This window comes from Pedobacter psychrodurus, assembly GCF_032678585.1.
GTDB classification, from domain to species: Bacteria; Bacteroidota; Bacteroidia; order Sphingobacteriales; family Sphingobacteriaceae; genus Pedobacter; species Pedobacter psychrodurus_A.
The window spans coordinates 22,567-38,908 of the sequence record NZ_JAVTSN010000064.1 but is presented as its reverse complement, the minus strand read 5'-3'; the positions used below and the strand labels follow the sequence as shown (position 1 = coordinate 38,908).

At 39.6% G+C, this 16,342-nt stretch carries 19 protein-coding genes; 11 read left to right on the top strand and 8 right to left on the bottom strand.

The window, feature by feature from the left end; all coding sequences use genetic code 11:
• The first annotated feature begins 333 nt into the window (after positions 1–333).
• The 4 genes from R2S57_RS27725 to R2S57_RS27710 all read left to right on the top strand — a co-directional run bounded on the left by R2S57_RS27725 (position 334) and on the right by R2S57_RS27710 (position 3,392).
• Positions 334–1,419: an NADH:flavin oxidoreductase gene (locus R2S57_RS27725; RefSeq protein ID WP_316848167.1), complete on the top strand. Its 1,086-nt coding sequence runs from the start codon at positions 334–336 to the stop codon at positions 1,417–1,419.
• A 152-nt stretch (positions 1,420–1,571) separates the two neighbouring features.
• Positions 1,572–1,937, top strand: a complete 366-nt coding sequence (locus R2S57_RS27720; protein WP_316848166.1) for a DsrE family protein — start codon at positions 1,572–1,574, stop codon at positions 1,935–1,937.
• Positions 1,938–2,034: 97 nt separating this feature from the next.
• Positions 2,035–2,502: a nucleoside deaminase gene (locus R2S57_RS27715; RefSeq protein WP_316848165.1), complete on the top strand. Its 468-nt coding sequence runs from the start codon at positions 2,035–2,037 to the stop codon at positions 2,500–2,502.
• A gap of 5 nt (positions 2,503–2,507) precedes the next feature.
• Positions 2,508–3,392, top strand: a complete 885-nt coding sequence (locus R2S57_RS27710; protein ID WP_316848164.1) for a helix-turn-helix transcriptional regulator — start codon at positions 2,508–2,510, stop codon at positions 3,390–3,392.
• Positions 3,393–3,561: 169 nt separating this feature from the next.
• Here R2S57_RS27710 and R2S57_RS27705 read toward each other — a convergent pair whose 3' ends face one another.
• On the bottom strand, positions 3,562–4,458 hold the full coding sequence (locus R2S57_RS27705; RefSeq protein ID WP_316848163.1) for a helix-turn-helix transcriptional regulator: 897 nt from the start codon (positions 4,456–4,458) through the stop codon (positions 3,562–3,564).
• A 204-nt stretch (positions 4,459–4,662) separates the two neighbouring features.
• Here R2S57_RS27705 and R2S57_RS27700 point away from each other — a divergent pair, with 204 nt between their 5' ends.
• The 4 genes from R2S57_RS27700 (at position 4,663) to R2S57_RS27685 (ending at position 7,446) form a co-directional block, all read left to right on the top strand.
• Complete coding sequence (locus tag R2S57_RS27700) at positions 4,663–5,166, top strand: cupin domain-containing protein (RefSeq protein WP_316848162.1); 504 nt, start codon at positions 4,663–4,665, stop codon at positions 5,164–5,166.
• A gap of 11 nt (positions 5,167–5,177) precedes the next feature.
• The gene (locus R2S57_RS27695; protein ID WP_316848161.1) at positions 5,178–5,906 is read left to right on the top strand and encodes a carboxymuconolactone decarboxylase family protein; all 729 of its coding nucleotides are present in this window, start codon (positions 5,178–5,180) and stop codon (positions 5,904–5,906) included.
• An 11-nt stretch (positions 5,907–5,917) separates the two neighbouring features.
• Complete coding sequence (locus R2S57_RS27690) at positions 5,918–6,319, top strand: putative quinol monooxygenase (RefSeq protein ID WP_316848160.1); 402 nt, start codon at positions 5,918–5,920, stop codon at positions 6,317–6,319.
• A gap of 452 nt (positions 6,320–6,771) precedes the next feature.
• Positions 6,772–7,446, top strand: coding sequence for a hypothetical protein (locus tag R2S57_RS27685; RefSeq protein ID WP_316848159.1), 675 nt, complete (start codon positions 6,772–6,774; stop codon positions 7,444–7,446).
• A gap of 219 nt (positions 7,447–7,665) precedes the next feature.
• On the opposite strand, the gene R2S57_RS27680 is transcribed toward R2S57_RS27685, so the two are convergent.
• The 3 genes from R2S57_RS27680 to R2S57_RS27670 form a co-directional block, all read right to left on the bottom strand.
• Entirely contained in the window at positions 7,666–8,139 is a 474-nt protein-coding gene (locus R2S57_RS27680; protein WP_316848158.1) for a DinB family protein, read from the bottom strand.
• Positions 8,140–8,392: 253 nt separating this feature from the next.
• Complete coding sequence (locus R2S57_RS27675) at positions 8,393–9,145, bottom strand: glucose 1-dehydrogenase (RefSeq protein ID WP_316848157.1); 753 nt, start codon at positions 9,143–9,145, stop codon at positions 8,393–8,395.
• A 92-nt stretch (positions 9,146–9,237) separates the two neighbouring features.
• Positions 9,238–9,825, bottom strand: coding sequence for a Crp/Fnr family transcriptional regulator (locus tag R2S57_RS27670; protein ID WP_316848156.1), 588 nt, complete (start codon positions 9,823–9,825; stop codon positions 9,238–9,240).
• A gap of 200 nt (positions 9,826–10,025) precedes the next feature.
• Here R2S57_RS27670 and R2S57_RS27665 point away from each other — a divergent pair, with 200 nt between their 5' ends.
• The 3 genes from R2S57_RS27665 to R2S57_RS27655 all read left to right on the top strand — a co-directional run bounded on the left by R2S57_RS27665 (position 10,026) and on the right by R2S57_RS27655 (position 12,542).
• Entirely contained in the window at positions 10,026–11,444 is a 1,419-nt protein-coding gene (locus R2S57_RS27665) for a S41 family peptidase (RefSeq protein WP_316848155.1), read from the top strand.
• Between the two features lie 182 nt (positions 11,445–11,626).
• Entirely contained in the window at positions 11,627–12,358 is a 732-nt protein-coding gene (locus R2S57_RS27660) for a YhcG family protein (protein ID WP_316848154.1), read from the top strand.
• Positions 12,330–12,542 carry a PDDEXK nuclease domain-containing protein gene (locus R2S57_RS27655; protein WP_316848153.1) on the top strand — a complete coding sequence of 71 codons (213 nt, stop codon included), beginning with the start codon at positions 12,330–12,332 and terminating at the stop codon, positions 12,540–12,542. The genes R2S57_RS27660 and R2S57_RS27655 overlap by 29 nt, the downstream gene beginning before the upstream one ends.
• Positions 12,543–12,868: 326 nt before the next feature.
• On the opposite strand, the gene R2S57_RS27650 is transcribed toward R2S57_RS27655, so the two are convergent.
• From R2S57_RS27650 to R2S57_RS27635, 4 genes are all read right to left on the bottom strand, one after another.
• The gene (locus R2S57_RS27650) at positions 12,869–13,903 is read right to left on the bottom strand and encodes a S41 family peptidase (protein ID WP_316848152.1); all 1,035 of its coding nucleotides are present in this window, start codon (positions 13,901–13,903) and stop codon (positions 12,869–12,871) included.
• Between the two features lie 3 nt (positions 13,904–13,906).
• A complete protein-coding gene (locus R2S57_RS27645) occupies positions 13,907–14,344 on the bottom strand; it encodes a MarR family winged helix-turn-helix transcriptional regulator (protein WP_316848151.1) in 438 nt (145 codons plus the stop codon).
• A gap of 418 nt (positions 14,345–14,762) precedes the next feature.
• Positions 14,763–15,236 carry a cupin domain-containing protein gene (locus tag R2S57_RS27640; RefSeq protein ID WP_316848150.1) on the bottom strand — a complete coding sequence of 158 codons (474 nt, stop codon included), beginning with the start codon at positions 15,234–15,236 and terminating at the stop codon, positions 14,763–14,765.
• Position 15,237: 1 nt separating this feature from the next.
• On the bottom strand, positions 15,238–16,341 hold the full coding sequence (locus R2S57_RS27635; protein ID WP_316848149.1) for an alpha/beta hydrolase: 1,104 nt from the start codon (positions 16,339–16,341) through the stop codon (positions 15,238–15,240).
• Between the last annotated feature and the right edge of the window lies 1 nt (position 16,342).

The window sequence follows — 16,342 nt, the reverse complement described above, 5'->3', positions numbered from 1 at the left end:
CAAGCTAAGCAAAATGTTGGTTTCGTATGCAATTTTAAGTAAATTTTGTATGAAAATACTTACATTTAGTAAAGAATGTGTACTCTTTTTGCTTCTCTTATCAATTCGAACAATAGCTGTATATCCAAGCGCGTATAACTTTTGGTTTGCGCTTATAGAGATCAACAAAAGCCGCTAGTCATTTTCAGGAACTCATAGATGGTAATTTAAGATTCCGGCAAGACAGATTTAAATTCAAAATCTTCCATCATTTAGTAAAAATCCTCCATTTTCTCCAGATCATCATCCTGGCATCTTTGTAACAGATTAAATAAACCATAAAAGTTTAAAAAAATGTCTGTTTCTGATCTGTTTAAACCACTCACCCTGCTGCATGGCCCGGCAATGAGAAACCGTTTTATGATGGCCCCTTTAACTAGTCAGCAAAGCGATTACGACGGTACAGCATCCAAATACGACCAATATTGGATAGCGCAACTTGCCCAAAGCGGTTACGGATTGATTCAAACCAGTGCCGCTACAGTGGATGCTGATGGTATCGCATTTGAGCGGCAGTTGGGTATCCATAGTGATAAACACTTGTCTGGCCTTACTCAAATGGCCACAGCCATCCGTGAAGGTGGTGGGTTATCTGCGGTGCAGTTACATCATGCCGGGCACCGCGCCAAACCATCAGTAGGTGGAATACCGGCTCCTGCATCCGGTAAAACAGTGCAGGGTGTTAGGGCGATCACGACTGAGGAGGTAGAGCGGATCCGCGATAGTTTCATCGCAGCCGCAAAAAGAGCACAACTCGCAGGCTTCGATGGAATCTCCGTGCATGGTGCTTTTGGTTGGATTCTTTCGGAGTTCATGTCGCCAAATTTGAACGACCGCAAGGATAAGTATGGAGGTAGCATGGAAAACCGTGCACGTTTTACGATGGAGGTTATTGAAGGTATTCGCCAGGCCTGTGGTCCTGATTTTCAGATCGGTTGGCGACTTTCGATCGAGCGTTACGGGCTGCGCATGGAGGAATTGCGCGACATCACTGCAGAGATTTTTGATCGCGAGCTGATCGATTATTTCGACCTGGCCCTATGGGATTCGGCTCAATTGGTACGGGAAGGGGCATTTCAGGGAAAAAGCATGCTCAGTGTATTTGCCGAAATTCCCCGTAAGGGCGTGCGTTTAGGTGCAGCCGGAAAGATCATGAGTGCCCAACGTGCCGGACAGCTATTGGATGAAGGTTGTGATTTTGTGCTGATCGCCAGGGCGGGCATTCTTCAGCGTGATTTTCCGCTCCAGGTAAAGGCAAATCCGATGTATGATAGTCCTGAGCTTCCTGTTACCGCAGATTATCTGCGTCAGGGCGGTTTGAGCGAGCGTTTTATCGAAACCATGCGGGGATGGCAGACTTTCGTTCGCCCGGGTTCCTAGTAACCAGGCTGATGCCGCCCATAATGAACCGAATCAAGCAAAAAAAACTCCATGATATAGTAAAAATCATCCATTCTTTAAAAACCATGATCGCCGCATCTTTGACTGATGAATAAATGGTTTCACCACGATTTTTTAAAAAAAATATTCAAATGAAAAAAACAGCAATAATTATTCTTTCTGATCCCAAGGCTGGTTCGGAAGAAGCACTCGGACGCGTATTTAATGCTTTAGCATCGGCATACGAATTTAAACATGCCGGTGAAGATGTAAAAATCATTTTTCAGGGCGCAGGTGTAAGATGGCCCGAACAATTGGAGAAACCAGAGCATCCGGTTTATGGTCTTTACAAAGAAGTAAAAGATCATGTTCATGGTCTTTCGAAAGGCTGTGTTGCTGTATTCGGTACCGAAGTATCCGGTTATGACCTGTTGAACGATAATGAAGTACCAGGTACCCCAGGTTTGCCAAGTTCTCTGAACCTGAGAAACGAAGGTTACGATCTTTTGATTTTCTAATGCAACATGTTAACTGTCCTCTGGTTTTCGCGGAGGACAGTTTTTAAATGATCCTATATTTTTGAGTATTTTAGCGGAACCAAACCTAGTATCAGTAATGCAAGAGGATGATCAATATTATATGCACCAATGTCTTGATCTTGCGAAGATCGCTTTAGCAGCAGGCGATCCACCGGTAGGTGTGGTAATCGTTTTTGAAGGCAAGATAATCGGTACCGGTATCGAATCGGGAAAAACAACTGGAGATATCACGAACCATGCGGAAATACTGGCGGTGAGAGATGCTATAAAAAATGGTTATCTGGATCAGCTCCAAATGTCGGTCATGTATACTACCCACGAACCCTGTATCATGTGTGCTTATGTGATACGTCATCACCGGATCCCCGAAATCATTTATGGAACAGCTGTACCTTTTGTCGGTGGTTCAACTTCCAAATTCAATATCCTGGCTACACAAGATGTACCAAAATGGGGCGCTGGGCCAAAAATCATCGATGGAATTTGTTTAAAAGAGTGTATTCAGCTCAATGAAGACTTTAAAAAAAGACTGGCTAAATCGTAAACATCATGTTGTCTCAATCGGTACATACGCTCATTAACCAACAGAATGGAAATCTGGCCTTCAAACTATTTGAGTTTGATAACAATAGTTATTTCGACCATATCCAGCGCAATAATTATTTCACCCTCATCTTAATCACATCCGGCGAGGGGATAGCTACAGTTGATCTTTCTGATTACACTTTTAAAGCGCATACGCTATTTGCATTCTATCCGTATCAGCCATTCATGCTGCAATCGGAAAAGCCGCTAATGGGCATTTCCATCCAGTTTCATCACGACTTTTTTTGCATATACCGTCATCATCAGGAAATTGCCGCTAATGGTATTTTATTTAACAATGTGTATCAGCAGCCGTTTGTTAACCTCAGCGACGGTTGTAAGGCAACTATTTTAAATCTGATTCAGGGAATGGCCGATGAACTAAAAGCAGAGGCTTTCAGAAAAGACGAGGTGCTGATATCTTATCTTAAAATTTTGCTGGTGATGGCTACAAGGATCAAACTTGAGCAGCAAACGCTTCATCATTCGGAAACGGTGAATGGGAAACAACAGTTTCTGATCCAAAACCTCAAAAATGCCATAGAAGACAATTTCAGGATCAAACATTCTGCCAGCGACTATGCCAACCTCTTGCATTTAACACCCAGCTCCCTCGCACGGATTACCAAGAATCACTTTGACAAAACGTTATCCGATCTGATCACGGAAAGGATTATCATCGAAGCAAAGCGGGAATTGTACCTTACCGATAAAACGATCAAAGAAATCGCCTACGAACTTGGCTATGAAGACGAGTACTACTTCAGCCGGGTGTTTAAAAGTAAAACAGATATATCTCCCCAATTTTATAGGAATACTATTGGATTTAACAGGGGTGATTGTAAATAAATGTTCCTCCAAAGCTTTACGGCTTTCAATAATCTGCCAAAGGCCTAATTTTTAATTGATTGACAGAATCTTCTTAGGCTGTGAAAAATCTACGCCATCTGATTAATAGCAGTAGAATTTTCTGGTAATTTCTAAAGCTTATTAGGTAAATACACAGATTAACTACCTGTTAGTTCATGCTGCGGTATTCATTCGGCGTACTGCCAACCTTCTGCTTAAATAGCCGGGTAAGGTGCTGGGGATATTTGAATCCAAGCTCATAGGCGATTTCACTTATCGAACGGTCGTCGGCAAAAAAATGCTCCTTTGCCAGATCGATTAATTTGTTCTGGATATATTCCTGAGGGGAAATGCCGGTCTCCCTTTTTATCAGATCGCCAAAATATCCCGGTGAGAGGTGGAATTCATCCGCAAAATAGGCTACTGTTGGTAGCCCCAGTCGAGCTGCCGTTCCGGAATCAAAGTAATTATGGATCGATTCCTCAAATTTGGTCAAAATGTCCCTGTTAACTTCTTCTCTGGTGGTGAACTGCCTGTCGTAGTACCGCTCACAATAGTTCAGCAGCATCTCGATATTACTGATGACCAGTTTTTTGCTATGCTTATCAATGGCGTGCTCCAGTTCGAATCTAATCTTCTCAAAACACTCTAGGAGGATCTTCTGTTCCCTTTCCGAAACATGCAGGGCCTCGCTGGAACCATAAGAAAAAAAATGGTAGTCCCGCATCGCTCTGGCCAATGCGGTGCCCCTGATGAAATCGGGATGAAAGGCAAGTGCCCAGCCGTTTGGACGGATAGTGGCATCAGGTTCATCGAAGCCTGCCATTTGATTGGGGGCAATAAAAATCAGTGTTTCGTTCTGGTAGTCGTAATGGCCGCGGCCATACAACATATCCGCACATTTTTCTTCCTTTAGAAAAACGATATACAGTTCAGAAAGAAAACGCGTAGCCGTAATGTTGCCCGATTTAGACTGGTCGAGTACCGTCACTAGCGGGTGGAGGGTTTCCTGTCCACGTTCCTGATTAAATTGGGTAACACTTTGAAGTCTTTTGATCTTTTCCACTTTGGTTCTACTTTGTTCAAATTTACCATATCGGTCATCTTCTTTACCAACACCGGTAATTATGGTAGGAAAAACAGCAATCTGTATAAGCGATCTGGCGATTTGTCGCCCGATCTTTGAGATAGATAAGATATGAATAAAATTCCTTTAACCCAATTTTCTAACCCTGAGTTTGATGGTCAGTGAAGAAAGTAAACAGAACCGATGTTAGAACAATTAAAAGTAATGCTGCGTTTTGCCTTACCGGCAATGGTGTTATTGGCGTCATGTCAGCATAAAAAAGAAAATACAAATATGAAAACAACAGATAATAACTCCCTCTTCCCAAAAGGGGAACGTACTCCTGCAGCATACTTTACCGGAAACGCCTACCTCATGCCGCTGGTATCACGCGATGAAAACAATAATTTCGTAATGGGCTCGGTAACTTTTGAGCCGGGCGCAAGAACGAACTGGCATACACATCCCAAAGGGCAGGTATTGATCGTGACCGATGGAAATGGCTTTTATCAGGAAAAAGGAAAGCCTGCAAAGGCAATAAAAAAAGGAGATGTGATCAATATACCCGAGGAGCTTGAACATTGGCACGGTGCAGGCAAGAAGACCAGCCTTGTTCATATTGCCCTGACCAACTTTGAAGGCGAAAAGAATGTCGAATGGCTGGCGCCGGTAAGCACTGAGGAATACGCCGCGGTCAATAAAAAATAAAACACAGAAAGATGAAAAAAATCAGTTTACAAAGCTGGATACTTCTTTTTATACTGCTATTAAATTCAAACAATATGAATGCACAAAAAATCAACTATAATGCGCTCCATCCACATCAGGTAAGCCTGGCAAGCATATCAGCGCTTACAGCAGTGGGAGACATGGAGAAACTAAATCCCGAGCTAAACAGGGGCTTAGATGCAGGTCTGACGGTAAATGAGATCAAGGAATCGCTTGTTCAGTTATATGCTTATTGTGGTTTTCCAAAAAGCCTTAATGCCATTGCAAGCTTCAGGGAGGTGCTGGAGGAACGTAAGAAAAAGGGGATTGCCGATGTGGAGGGTAAGGACGATAATCCGCTAACCGATACCTCCGGACGTTACGAAACGGGCAGAAAGGTACTGGAACAACTAACTAAAATGCCGCAGGCTAAACCTGCACCTGGCTTTGGCGTATTTGCGCCAAGAATAGATGCCTTTTTAAAGGAGCACCTCTTTGCCGATATATTTGCTAGCCAGGTGCTCAGCTACCACCAGCGAGAGTGGGTAACAATTTCTGCTTTGGCCGCCATGAAAGGCACCGAAGGACAGTTGCAATCGCATATTGGAATGGGAATCAATACCGGGATTACCGAGGATCAGCTCACCGAACTTTTCTCACTGATCGGCGAAAAAATCAGTGAAGAACAGGCGCAGGTAGCTCGGGGTGCATTTGCAAAAACAAAGTCGCTAAAAAAATAACAGGAGATAAAATGAAAATATTCAGCTACTTCATGGGCTTTTCCGCTCTAATTCTTTTGGTGATTTCGATGAGTGCCATGATCAGTAACACCAAAGTTTTCAACCCACAGAAGGTGCGGCTTTCCAAACTCGTGATCGATTCTGCTCAACTTGTCAGTTATAAGGAGCTGTTGAAGGAGGAGATTGAGGCATCCATGGCAATAGAACCTGGAGTACTCACACTTTATGCCGTTTTTGAAAAGAATAGGCCAACCCATCTAACTATACTGGAAATGTATGCAACAGAAGAAGCCTATGCCTCGCATGTGAAGACGCCCCATTTTCTTAAGTACAAAGACGCAACACTAAAAATGGTGAAAGAACTGGAACTCATCGACACCGAACCGCTGATACCTGGTTTAAAGATCAAATAATACAGGATTAACCAGGTTAGCGCATTTGCGATTTGCTTCTGATTAATTTTTCATTAAAATTTAGCGTTGTATTCAATCCGATAAATTGGACCCCTACAACATCCGTTACAGCCATACCAGCTATCAACCCGGTATCAGGTTTGAAGATCGCTCAGTTTGCTGGCAGGCAGCAGGATCGAACGTCTAACTTCAGGGCTATTTAAGTTATTCAACTTGTCTGAGAATTAATTAAATTTAATTACTCACTCATCCCGATAAGCCATTCACAAAGTAGGAGTGGGTCTCCAATCATTAGTAGGAAATGAGCTCACGCCAACAGCTACATTAGTACCAGTTAAGGGTTTTGGCTCCGTAAGCTCCAGGGATTACCTGGGGTTTGCAATGGGGCCTAAATCCATTGCTTAAAGAAAAATGTAATGAAGAAGAATTGATCACCTTAAAAACAGCTACCTATGAAAACTTTAAAAAATTGCTTAAAATGCTTGCCATTATTGTTTGTACTGGCCTTTGTATCCTGTAAAAAAGACAGCAACAACAATCCTGAAAACAACCTCGACATCACCAAATTTTACATTGCAGGAAAACATACAACCATCAACCAGATCACACTGCCCTACATTATCACTTTTGGTGCGAACGCGGATGCTTTCATTAGCAACGGCCTCGGCGCTTCTGATCATGGCAACTATACCTACAAGGATGGCGTAATCACCATTATCTGGAGCCCCAGTGCTAAAGATACTTTTCACATCAGCAACGAACAGATTGCTTCCTTTGAAGGCACATCAACCCTGGAGAGCTATTTCTTTCAAAAAACACCCGAACAAAACGCATTGAACGGTCATCTCTACAGCGGATCGTTAAAAAACAATAAAAACAATTTTTTAGTCGTCACCAGAATGAAGTTTTCAGCTAGTCAATACGGTGAAACCTCCCTTGGCGATCCTGTTCCAAATAAAGATTACAGTACCATTAACAATGCATCTGGCGGCAGCAATACGGGCAATAATGGAACACTTACCTTTTTCGTACTGATTAATGGAAATCTGGAAGTTTCCCGTGCATCAAACAACAATGCTAATGGCTCTGCCACCTATTCAACCGGAACCCTTAAACCATCCAACTAAAATTAAACATAAAATACTCATTTTGAGGCCCCTTTCCAATCAGTGAGTTCTCATTTGCAGATGCTGAGTGAAAGGGGCAAGGGCATTGGATGAATCTGTACCTGCAGTAATAATCAATTCAAGTTTTCTTGAAGAGATTTATTTAACGAAAGCATATTCTGGTCTTTTTGAAGTCACAGCGTTAAGAATGCGGTAAATATTGCTCTTATTTGAGGTAATCTATTCTTTGAGCAGTAGCTTCAAATACATGGAAATCCGCCCACTATGCTCTGCTTCGTGATAGTTTGCGGCTTGTAGAGCCTGCACATGATTTTTGACTTGAAATCCGATGGGTAACTCAAAGGGTTCATAGTTGATAAATAATCCGGATTCCAGATCTGATTCAAGTTGGTTAACGGTATGGATCAATAAATGTTTCACCTCATTCAGATCTGGCGTAGTGCTCCAGGAAGCCGGCGACGATCCAATTTTGAAGGATTCCATAAATTCTTTAGAGATATACATGGGCAATCCGCTACGCATATATATGTGCCGCTGTTGAGAAGTGATGCAATGACCAATTTGCCAAATGATATTATTGTTAAAACCCTCCGGAATTTTAAATAATATTTCGTAATCAATGGTTTCTGTTAATTGCAACAGCCTTATCCTGCTTGCCCTTAAAATTTCACATTCGAAATATTCATTATTCATGTAATTCAGTTTAAGCCTATATGACGGAGGAAGCCGTAAAGTGCTCTAAAGTACCCTTTTCGCGTTATATTTCAAACTGTACCACCTTTGGGGATTTATTACCATAACGATGTTAATTCAACACCCATTTTATATTGCCGGCCAATATAAAGACCAAGGTGCGCAATATTCTATTTAAAACGGTGAGATGCTCGGGAGTAGCTGTTATGTTATTCCGGTGGTCTGTGGAAGCACAGACCACCGGAATAAAAAATTACTTCGCCAAATAAGTCATGCCGCCATCAACAAGGATTTCGACGCCAAGCAAGAACGAAGAATCTTCGGAAGCAAGGAAAACCGCAGTTTTACCAATGTCTGATGGCTGCCCGATCCTGCCAATTGGCATCACACTTGCAAATTGTGTTTTTACCGCTTCGATATGTTCTACAGGTACGAATTTGTCAAATGCAGGTGTATCTGTAGTGCCCGGTGTGATTACATTTACCCTGATCTTTCTGGCCAACAAATCGTTAGAAAAGCTTTTTGCCAAAAAGATCACGGCCGCTTTTGCCGCGCCATAAAGTCCAAATGAAGGGTATGCGCGATGTGCGGCATTCGACCCGATAAGAATGATAGACCCGCCATCATTCATATAGGGTAATGCTTTTTGCACCGTGAAGTAAACGCTTTTCAGATTAAGGTCCATGGTTTTGTCGTAGTCAGCTTCGCTCACATCGACCACTGTACCAGTTGTACCTGCACCGGCGTTGGCTACCAGTACATCTATTTTGCCGAATTTTTCGGCGGTATCTTTAAAAGCGTTTTCTAAATCGGTAAGCTGGGTTACATCGGCATTGATGGCTATAAAATCATTGCCTAGCTGAGCAGCAGCATCTGCTAAAGTTTGAGGGTTTCTGCCCACAATAGCACCAACAGCGCCTTCATTTTTAAATGCTTCGGCAATACCAAAACCAATGCCGCTATTGCCGCCTGTAATTACGGCAACTTTGTTTTTTAATTTACTCATGATCTTTGTTATTTAATGTTAGGCCAAAGATGCACTTGCACAACGACCTGCATCTTATCAAAAGTCATTAAATACGCTTGACAAAGATCAATCTATTTTGAGGAGTTCTTCCTGATCCGGCTCAGGGTTTCTGGTGTTAAACCCAGGTAGGAAGCAATTAAATTTTGCGGGAACCGCTGTATAAAGTGAGGATAATCGTTAACGAGTTCCTGAAACCGTTCTTCTCCAGTTTGGCTGATGGAAGACTGCATTCTTTTCTGGGCCGCGATGGTATTGTTTTGACTCAGCACATTCTGCATCGCTAAAAAAGCAGGAATGGGTTTGATAAATTCCTCTACCAGGTTATGGGTGATCTGTAAGATCTCCATATCCTCCAGCGCTTCGATATTGAAGCGGCTCGGTGTCAGTTTGTAAAAACTTTCAAAGTCGGCTAACCACCAGTCTTCCATACTTAACTTTAAGATGTGCTCATGTCCTTTTTCATCTACGGTGAATGTTTTGGCCGCCCCTTTCACAATAAATCCGGTATATTTACATACATCGCCTTCCTGTAAAAAGTACTGTCGCTTCCTTATTTTTTTAGGTTTGAAATGAGCGGTAAATATTTGCTTATCATCCGCTGAAAGCGTTTTGCCTGAAAGTTTTTCCACGTAATCGAACAGCGCCTGAAAGTTATGCATGTTTAAGGATTTTAAGGAGAAGCTTCAAAAATAAAACTTTACACTTATTTATTGCTGCTTTTTTAAGCGAACTTGATCTTATTTAGTTTAAAGAGAAACCCAAAGTTATCTGTTGGGCGGTCGTGAACATTAGGACTTAAAAAGTATTAAATCTGGCAATACTGTTTTAAAATTGCGTTTGCTTGGTTTATCTTAGTGACATGAAATTTTCAGCTCTCATTTTTCTTGTGCTATTTTTTGGTACAACAGTCGATTTAAATGCGCAGCATTTGGATCAGATGTCTAAACAATTGTATCCGCCGTCTGATCTTAAAAAAGACATTGATCTCGTACAAGCTACACTCGAAAGAGAACATCCGAATTTATATCTGTACATCCCTAAAAAAGCACTTGACTATAAATTCGACAGTTTAAGAAAAACAATAGATAAGCCTATTACCCCAATTGCGCTGTATATCAAGTTGCAACGGGTGATCAGCAGTATAGGTGATGGGCATTTGACGGTTGAATTGGATTATTCGAAACTCACGCCGCAGGACATTGCTTTTTTGAAAAAACCGTCACTGCAACACCCCATTTATCAGTTCGGCTACTATGTGAACGGAAAAAGGCTGTTTATTGCAAAAAATTTATCTGCCGATTCTACAATTAAAAGAGGCACAGAGATCCTGAGTATTAATGAAGTGCCTGCAACAAAGTTGATTGATAACTTAAATAGTTATATCACCGGGGATGGTTACAATACAACCTACAAGAGATATTTGATGAATAATGCTGGTTTATTTGCAGAACGTTACCGGTTTTTGTTTCCGGAAAAAGCTCCGCTAAATATTCTGCTCAAGTCGTCAAGAAACTCCAGGGAAATTAAATTAGAAGCACGTCAGGAGAAAGGGTTTGACAGCATTGGTATAAAGCTCCCGCCTACTACTGAATATAGAATGTTAACTGCTGATCAAAATGTTGCTTATCTCAAACTCCGCACTTTTTATAATGAACCTAACTTTGTGGGTTATGAGGGTATTTTTGCCGACATAGAAAAGCATAAACCAAAAAACCTGGTTATCGATTTAAGAGGTAATACCGGCGGAGAACTAATTTGGGCTGCCAGGATTTACAGCCATCTGCTAGATATCCCCAGGTATTTTTTCAGACTTCCCGATGAGATCAAACAACAGAAAAAGCTGTACGACAATCCGAAAATAAGAAACTGGGTTGACAACAGACCTATGTCCGACTACCAAATGATCCAACCTTATTCCTTTACCTTTAAAGGAAAAATATACGTGCTGATTGACGGAGGATCTTTTTCATCAAGTAGCCTCCTGGTAGCAAATCTGAAAAATCTAAAAAACGTAACGCTTGTGGGTGAAGAGACTGGCGGCAGTAAAAATATCTTCACAGCAGGTGTGCACAAAAGCGTAGTCCTGCCTCATAGTCAATTGCTGCTGAAATATGGAAATATCCCCGCATATTTTGGTGACCTCAGCCATATCGACGGCCGGGGTGTTATGCCCGATGTTCCGATAACCTACCAGATTGAAGATTATTTAGCAGGTAAAGATTTGGAATTGGAATGGGTGTTGAAGGATATTGAAAAAACTGTGAACCTCAATAATTAAAATTAAGTGGATTATTACGTAACTGGGCAAGTTCTGCGTCAGTAAATGGAGTATGGGATAGATCCCCTCAAACAAAAAAAAACATCTTTCGATGAGCTTTTGAGCAGTATGGTCAATCCGCGGCGATCATAGCCCAATTCAATGATAGGGCGGTGCGAGCTGTCGATCACCAACGGACACTAATGTATTGGCATATCGGTAAATGTATTTTTGAAGAAGAGCAGCAGAGCAAAGACCGGGCAGATTATGGGAGTTTTTTGATCAAATACCTTTCAGAACAGTTGCAGCCAGAATTTGGAAGTGGCTTTTCTATTCGTCAGATGAATCTCTATCGTCAATTTTACCGTACTTTCCCGATTGTGCATGCACTGCATGCACAATTGAGTTGGACACAGTATAAATTACTCCTTAGTGTTGACAGTAAAGAAAAAAGAGAATTTTATGTTGCTGAAACAAAAAAGAACAACTGGACGTCGCGGCAATTGGAAAGGCAGGTTTATAGTAATCTTTATGAAAGACTTTTATTAAGCAATGATAAAGAAAGTGTTTTAGCTGTTGCCAAAAATGAAAAACAGCCTGCTGATGCCAAAGAAATAATTAAGGATCCGATGCTTCTGGAATTTCTCGGATTAAAAAGGGAGTCCTCTTATTATGAAAAGGATTTAGAAAGTGCTATTATCACACATTTGCAGGATTTTTTACTCGAACTGGGCAATGGATTCTCTTTCGTATCAAGGCAAAAGAGAATCCATATTGAGGGCGATGAATTTTTTGTAGACCTGGTGTTTTATAACCGTTTGCTACAATGTTTTGTAATCATTGAAATCAAAACACATAAATTAACCCATCAGGATATCGGTCAGTTACAGATGTATGTCAACTACTATGACCGCATCGAAAAAACTATCTCATGAAAACCCAACTATAGGAATTTTGCTCTGTGCCGACAAAAATGATGCAGTTGTAAAATTTACCCTGCCTGACGAACAAAAACAAATTATTGCCAGCCAGTACAAACTTTATTTGCCAACAGAAAAGCAATTGCTTGATGAGGTTAGCAAAGAGATGGAGAATTTTCAAAATGGCGAAAACCTGTAAGAGATGATTCACCCTGAATTCGCTTGTCTGTAAATCACTGAAACAAGCGCTACTTTAGCAAAATTAAAGCCCACCTTTCGATGAGCTTTAATCAGTAGGGTCAATCTGCGGAAGTTTGAACTTTTATGAGCATTGTGAAGCTATCGTGAATTTTGAAAAAGTACTGGAAAACAAGGTAGCGGGACAATACAGAAAAAATAAAAATGGGTAAATAATTGAGGTGCTTATCTTCACACATTATTTTGGTTACTTTAGCCTTTTGGAGATAATTTAGTAATTCTGCCCCCATTTTGCCAAACCCTAGTTAGCAATAAGAAAAAATTTGCCTACAATTGTTTTTCTAATTTCACAATATTTTCTTTAATTTCATTTTCCGTTAATTCTGTTTTTGTGTTTGATTTTAACAGATTTTCAAGTGCTATAATTTGCGCTTTTATTAATGCTTTTTCAGAATTTACTTTTTCATCAACATGAACACCTGTATGCTCCCAATTCGTTTTTGTGACCGTATTTTTTTCAACTGATATTGGGATGAATAACTGATATTTTTTGCCAATAAAAAATACTTTTGCAGGATTTGCTGCTCCATAGGTTTTGTCTCCAATTACCTTTGCAATTTTATTTTGCTGTAAATTATATGCTAATGCTTCAGCGGCAGAAATGGTATTATGGTTTACAAGGAGGTATACTGGTTTATCTAAATACTTTTTGCCATTTACTTTTTTATATGTGTACTTATCTTCAGTTTTATTATTATATCTGGTGTAAATTTCACTTAATTTAATTTTTTCATTAAAGAAATAACTTAAAAATAGCCTTACCATTTTGCCATCACCGCCCCGGTTGTTTCTTAAGTCTATAATCAAAGCATTTGTATTTGAAACAAAATTCATTGTAGCATCTAAAATTTGTTCAGCAGATTTATTTCCCTCTGGAAATCCGGTATATTCAATATAACCGATATTTCCATCTAATCTCATCACTTTATCAAAACCATAATTCCACTGTTTATTAATAGCATCGTATTTTTTTAGCAATTCCTTTTCATCGACTGCTTTTTCTTCTTCTTTACCTGGACGGTATAATACATTGAAATGTAAATCATTTCCGTTTTTTGTTAAATAGGAGGAGAGCGATTTTGCAAATTCTGCATCAGTAAGATTGTCAAAAGTTTTAAGATCTATTTCTGATTTTAATTTTTTAGAAAGTTGATTTGCAACATCTTCAAAAATGTAATATTCATTAATATTATCTGCTATTTCCAATATTTGTTTATTTCGTTCTGTAAAATCCTGGGCATTCGCTTTTGAGTTGAAGCAGATTACAACGTAGATTAATAATAGATTAAATACTTTTTTCATTTCTTAGATTTTACAATTAGTAATTATTTTATTTAATGTTTTTTCGAGTAAATTAATCTCTTCTAACGACAAGCCATTTAGTGCCGTTTTTCTATTTAGTTTTGCAACTGGGTTTATTAATTCTAGGGTTTTTTTTCCTTTTTCGGTTATTTCAAGATTAAATTTCCTTCTATCTTCTTGATGAATAGTTCTATTTAGATAATCTTTTTTAACCATTAATTCTATCATTCTCGTAATGGATGCATTATCCTTAAATACAAGATTTGCCAATTCATTTTGAGAAATTTTGTCATCCTTGTTAAGGATTATTAAGACTAGACATTGATCTATTGTAATATCTTTTACAATTTTTGAGATATTCCTTTGTGATATTTTTCTATACTCCTTAATTGCGTGTTCAATCAAATAAAGTACTGTTGCTGTTGGGTTTTTGTTATTCATATTAATTATGTTGATACAAATATAATTGATATATCAATATAAAACGTAAAAAAATGATCTTTTATTTTAAGCGCTTTTGCTTATGCACTGATGCTCATCTCGTTTAAGCGTCTCGCTAAGACGAAAGCTAACTAATTATAAATGTATCTAAACAAAAAAAGCCCATCTTTCGATGAGCTTTTAATTAGTAGAGTCAATCCGCGGAAGTTCGAACTTTTATGAGCATTGTGAAAGGATTGTGAATTTTGAAAAAGCATTAAAAAATAAAATCGAAGGGCAATATCGAAAAAAGAAACTTCCATAACGATTTTTCTAATGACGCATTTATCTTACTACCCTAAACTTTTTTTCAAACAAAAACTGATTTATTCAACTATTGTATTAACGTATCTAATTTAAACTTGATAACGCATCAGCATTAATTTGATACGTACGCGCTATCGGTTACGCTTTCAAGCCAAACAGCTGGGCCATGATCGCGACTGCTTATCGCAATCTGGACAAACTTGGATTCTGGACTAGCTCCGTGCCAATGAGGAAGATTTGGAGGACATTTTACAATATCCCCTTTATGTAGTATAATCTTCTTTTTGCCTTTTTCCTGGTAATAGCCGACGCCTTCTGTAGCTAAAATTATCTGACCCGCTGGATGTGAATGCCAGTTAGTTCTTGCTCCTGGAGAAAAAGTTACGTTTCCTACTGTATTGCCATTTAAAGTATCTGCATCAACAAGTGACTTTAACCATACTTCGCCTGTAAAGTTTTTACTTGTGTTTTTATTCCCCTTTGGAAATAAGGGCTGACTCTCTGACTCTTTTTTTTGGTTACTGCATGAGGAAATAGCAATAACCATTAACAGAATTAAATATTTAACATTACATTGCATAGCCATATTAAAGATTGGTTTTATAAAAATCCGTTAGTTTATTCACAGCTTGACTTACGTACTCTGGCCTCCAATAAGTTTGTATGTGGGTAGCGCCTTCAATCAAGAACAGTTCCTTCTTTTTCGAGTTGGTAACTTTTGCAAATGCTTCATCTGTCATGTATTTAGTATCTGCCTTGCTTCCTGCAATCATTAACAATGGTTGGTCGATTAAAGCAATATGGTCTGTAGCATCCCAGGTCATTAAATCCATTAGGCTGCTTGTCGTATACAAAAACGTAGAATTTGGATGGGCATGCGTTCTGTAATAATACTCGTATCCTTCACGATATAGATCAGTTGAAGTCTTGGCGATTTCTTCATCGGTTATACTTGCCACCCCTGAAAAAATTGATTTTCCACCTGTCTCTATCCGTCCATCTTCAGGGATTCTACCACTTTCTTTTTCCAGAGTGCGAGCATCTGAAGCCTGTTTCAGTCTTTCCTGAATGGTATTAACCTGTGAGTTTTGAAAGCCGTTGCGTCTTACCTCTCCTGAATTGAACATACTCAAAGTTGCAACCGCTTTAAAACGTTTGTCTGACTGAGCTGCTTTTAAAGTATAACCACCACCTCCACAGATACCCAAAACACCTAAACGTTTTGCATCTACTCCTGGATACCTGATAATAAAATCTGCTGCTCCGTAGATATCTTCCGTACGATATTGAGGTTTATCTGTATGACGGGGTTCGCCACCGCTAGCGCCCTGATAGGCTGCATCGAAGGCCAGGGTAATATACCCTGCTTCTGCCAGATGCTGTGCATACAATCCTGCTGTCTGTTCTTTGATTCCGCCGTTTGGATGAGCGACTACCACAGCGGGATATTTTTCTGATGGATTATAATTAGCCGGGGTATAAACATTGGCAGCGATGTTAATCCCGTTGATCTTATATTTTACAAGATGAATATTGACCTTTCCTGCTTCATTTTTAGTTATAGCTCCTTTATATACCAGTGTATAAGGGTTTGTATTTTCCGTCTTTTTTAATGATTGTGCAAGCACTGGCGATACCATAATTGTAATGCTTAGTGTTATTAATAAACCGAGTTCTTTTAAAGCTTTCATA

What these genes read in the sequence shown, in the direction of transcription:
- R2S57_RS27690 (WP_316848160.1), top strand. Translation starts at nt 5,918, where the DNA reads ATGAAAATATTCAGCTACTTCATGGGCTTTTCCGCTCTAATTCTTTTG.
- R2S57_RS27700 (WP_316848162.1), top strand. Translation starts at nt 4,663, where the DNA reads ATGTTAGAACAATTAAAAGTAATGCTGCGTTTTGCCTTACCGGCAATG.
- R2S57_RS27660 (WP_316848154.1), top strand. Translation starts at nt 11,627, where the DNA reads ATGTATTGGCATATCGGTAAATGTATTTTTGAAGAAGAGCAGCAGAGC.
- R2S57_RS27665 (WP_316848155.1), top strand. Translation starts at nt 10,026, where the DNA reads ATGAAATTTTCAGCTCTCATTTTTCTTGTGCTATTTTTTGGTACAACA.
- R2S57_RS27715 (WP_316848165.1), top strand. Translation starts at nt 2,035, where the DNA reads ATGCAAGAGGATGATCAATATTATATGCACCAATGTCTTGATCTTGCG.
- R2S57_RS27680 (WP_316848158.1), bottom strand. Translation starts at nt 8,139, where the DNA reads ATGAATAATGAATATTTCGAATGTGAAATTTTAAGGGCAAGCAGGATA.
- R2S57_RS27685 (WP_316848159.1), top strand. Translation starts at nt 6,772, where the DNA reads ATGAAAACTTTAAAAAATTGCTTAAAATGCTTGCCATTATTGTTTGTA.
- R2S57_RS27695 (WP_316848161.1), top strand. Translation starts at nt 5,178, where the DNA reads ATGAAAAAAATCAGTTTACAAAGCTGGATACTTCTTTTTATACTGCTA.
- R2S57_RS27710 (WP_316848164.1), top strand. Translation starts at nt 2,508, where the DNA reads ATGTTGTCTCAATCGGTACATACGCTCATTAACCAACAGAATGGAAAT.
- R2S57_RS27655 (WP_316848153.1), top strand. Translation starts at nt 12,330, where the DNA reads ATGACCGCATCGAAAAAACTATCTCATGAAAACCCAACTATAGGAATT.
- R2S57_RS27670 (WP_316848156.1), bottom strand. Translation starts at nt 9,825, where the DNA reads ATGCATAACTTTCAGGCGCTGTTCGATTACGTGGAAAAACTTTCAGGC.
- R2S57_RS27675 (WP_316848157.1), bottom strand. Translation starts at nt 9,145, where the DNA reads ATGAGTAAATTAAAAAACAAAGTTGCCGTAATTACAGGCGGCAATAGC.
- R2S57_RS27645 (WP_316848151.1), bottom strand. Translation starts at nt 14,344, where the DNA reads ATGAATAACAAAAACCCAACAGCAACAGTACTTTATTTGATTGAACAC.
- R2S57_RS27640 (WP_316848150.1), bottom strand. Translation starts at nt 15,236, where the DNA reads ATGGCTATGCAATGTAATGTTAAATATTTAATTCTGTTAATGGTTATT.
- R2S57_RS27725 (WP_316848167.1), top strand. Translation starts at nt 334, where the DNA reads ATGTCTGTTTCTGATCTGTTTAAACCACTCACCCTGCTGCATGGCCCG.
- R2S57_RS27635 (WP_316848149.1), bottom strand. Translation starts at nt 16,341, where the DNA reads ATGAAAGCTTTAAAAGAACTCGGTTTATTAATAACACTAAGCATTACA.
- R2S57_RS27720 (WP_316848166.1), top strand. Translation starts at nt 1,572, where the DNA reads ATGAAAAAAACAGCAATAATTATTCTTTCTGATCCCAAGGCTGGTTCG.
- R2S57_RS27650 (WP_316848152.1), bottom strand. Translation starts at nt 13,903, where the DNA reads ATGAAAAAAGTATTTAATCTATTATTAATCTACGTTGTAATCTGCTTC.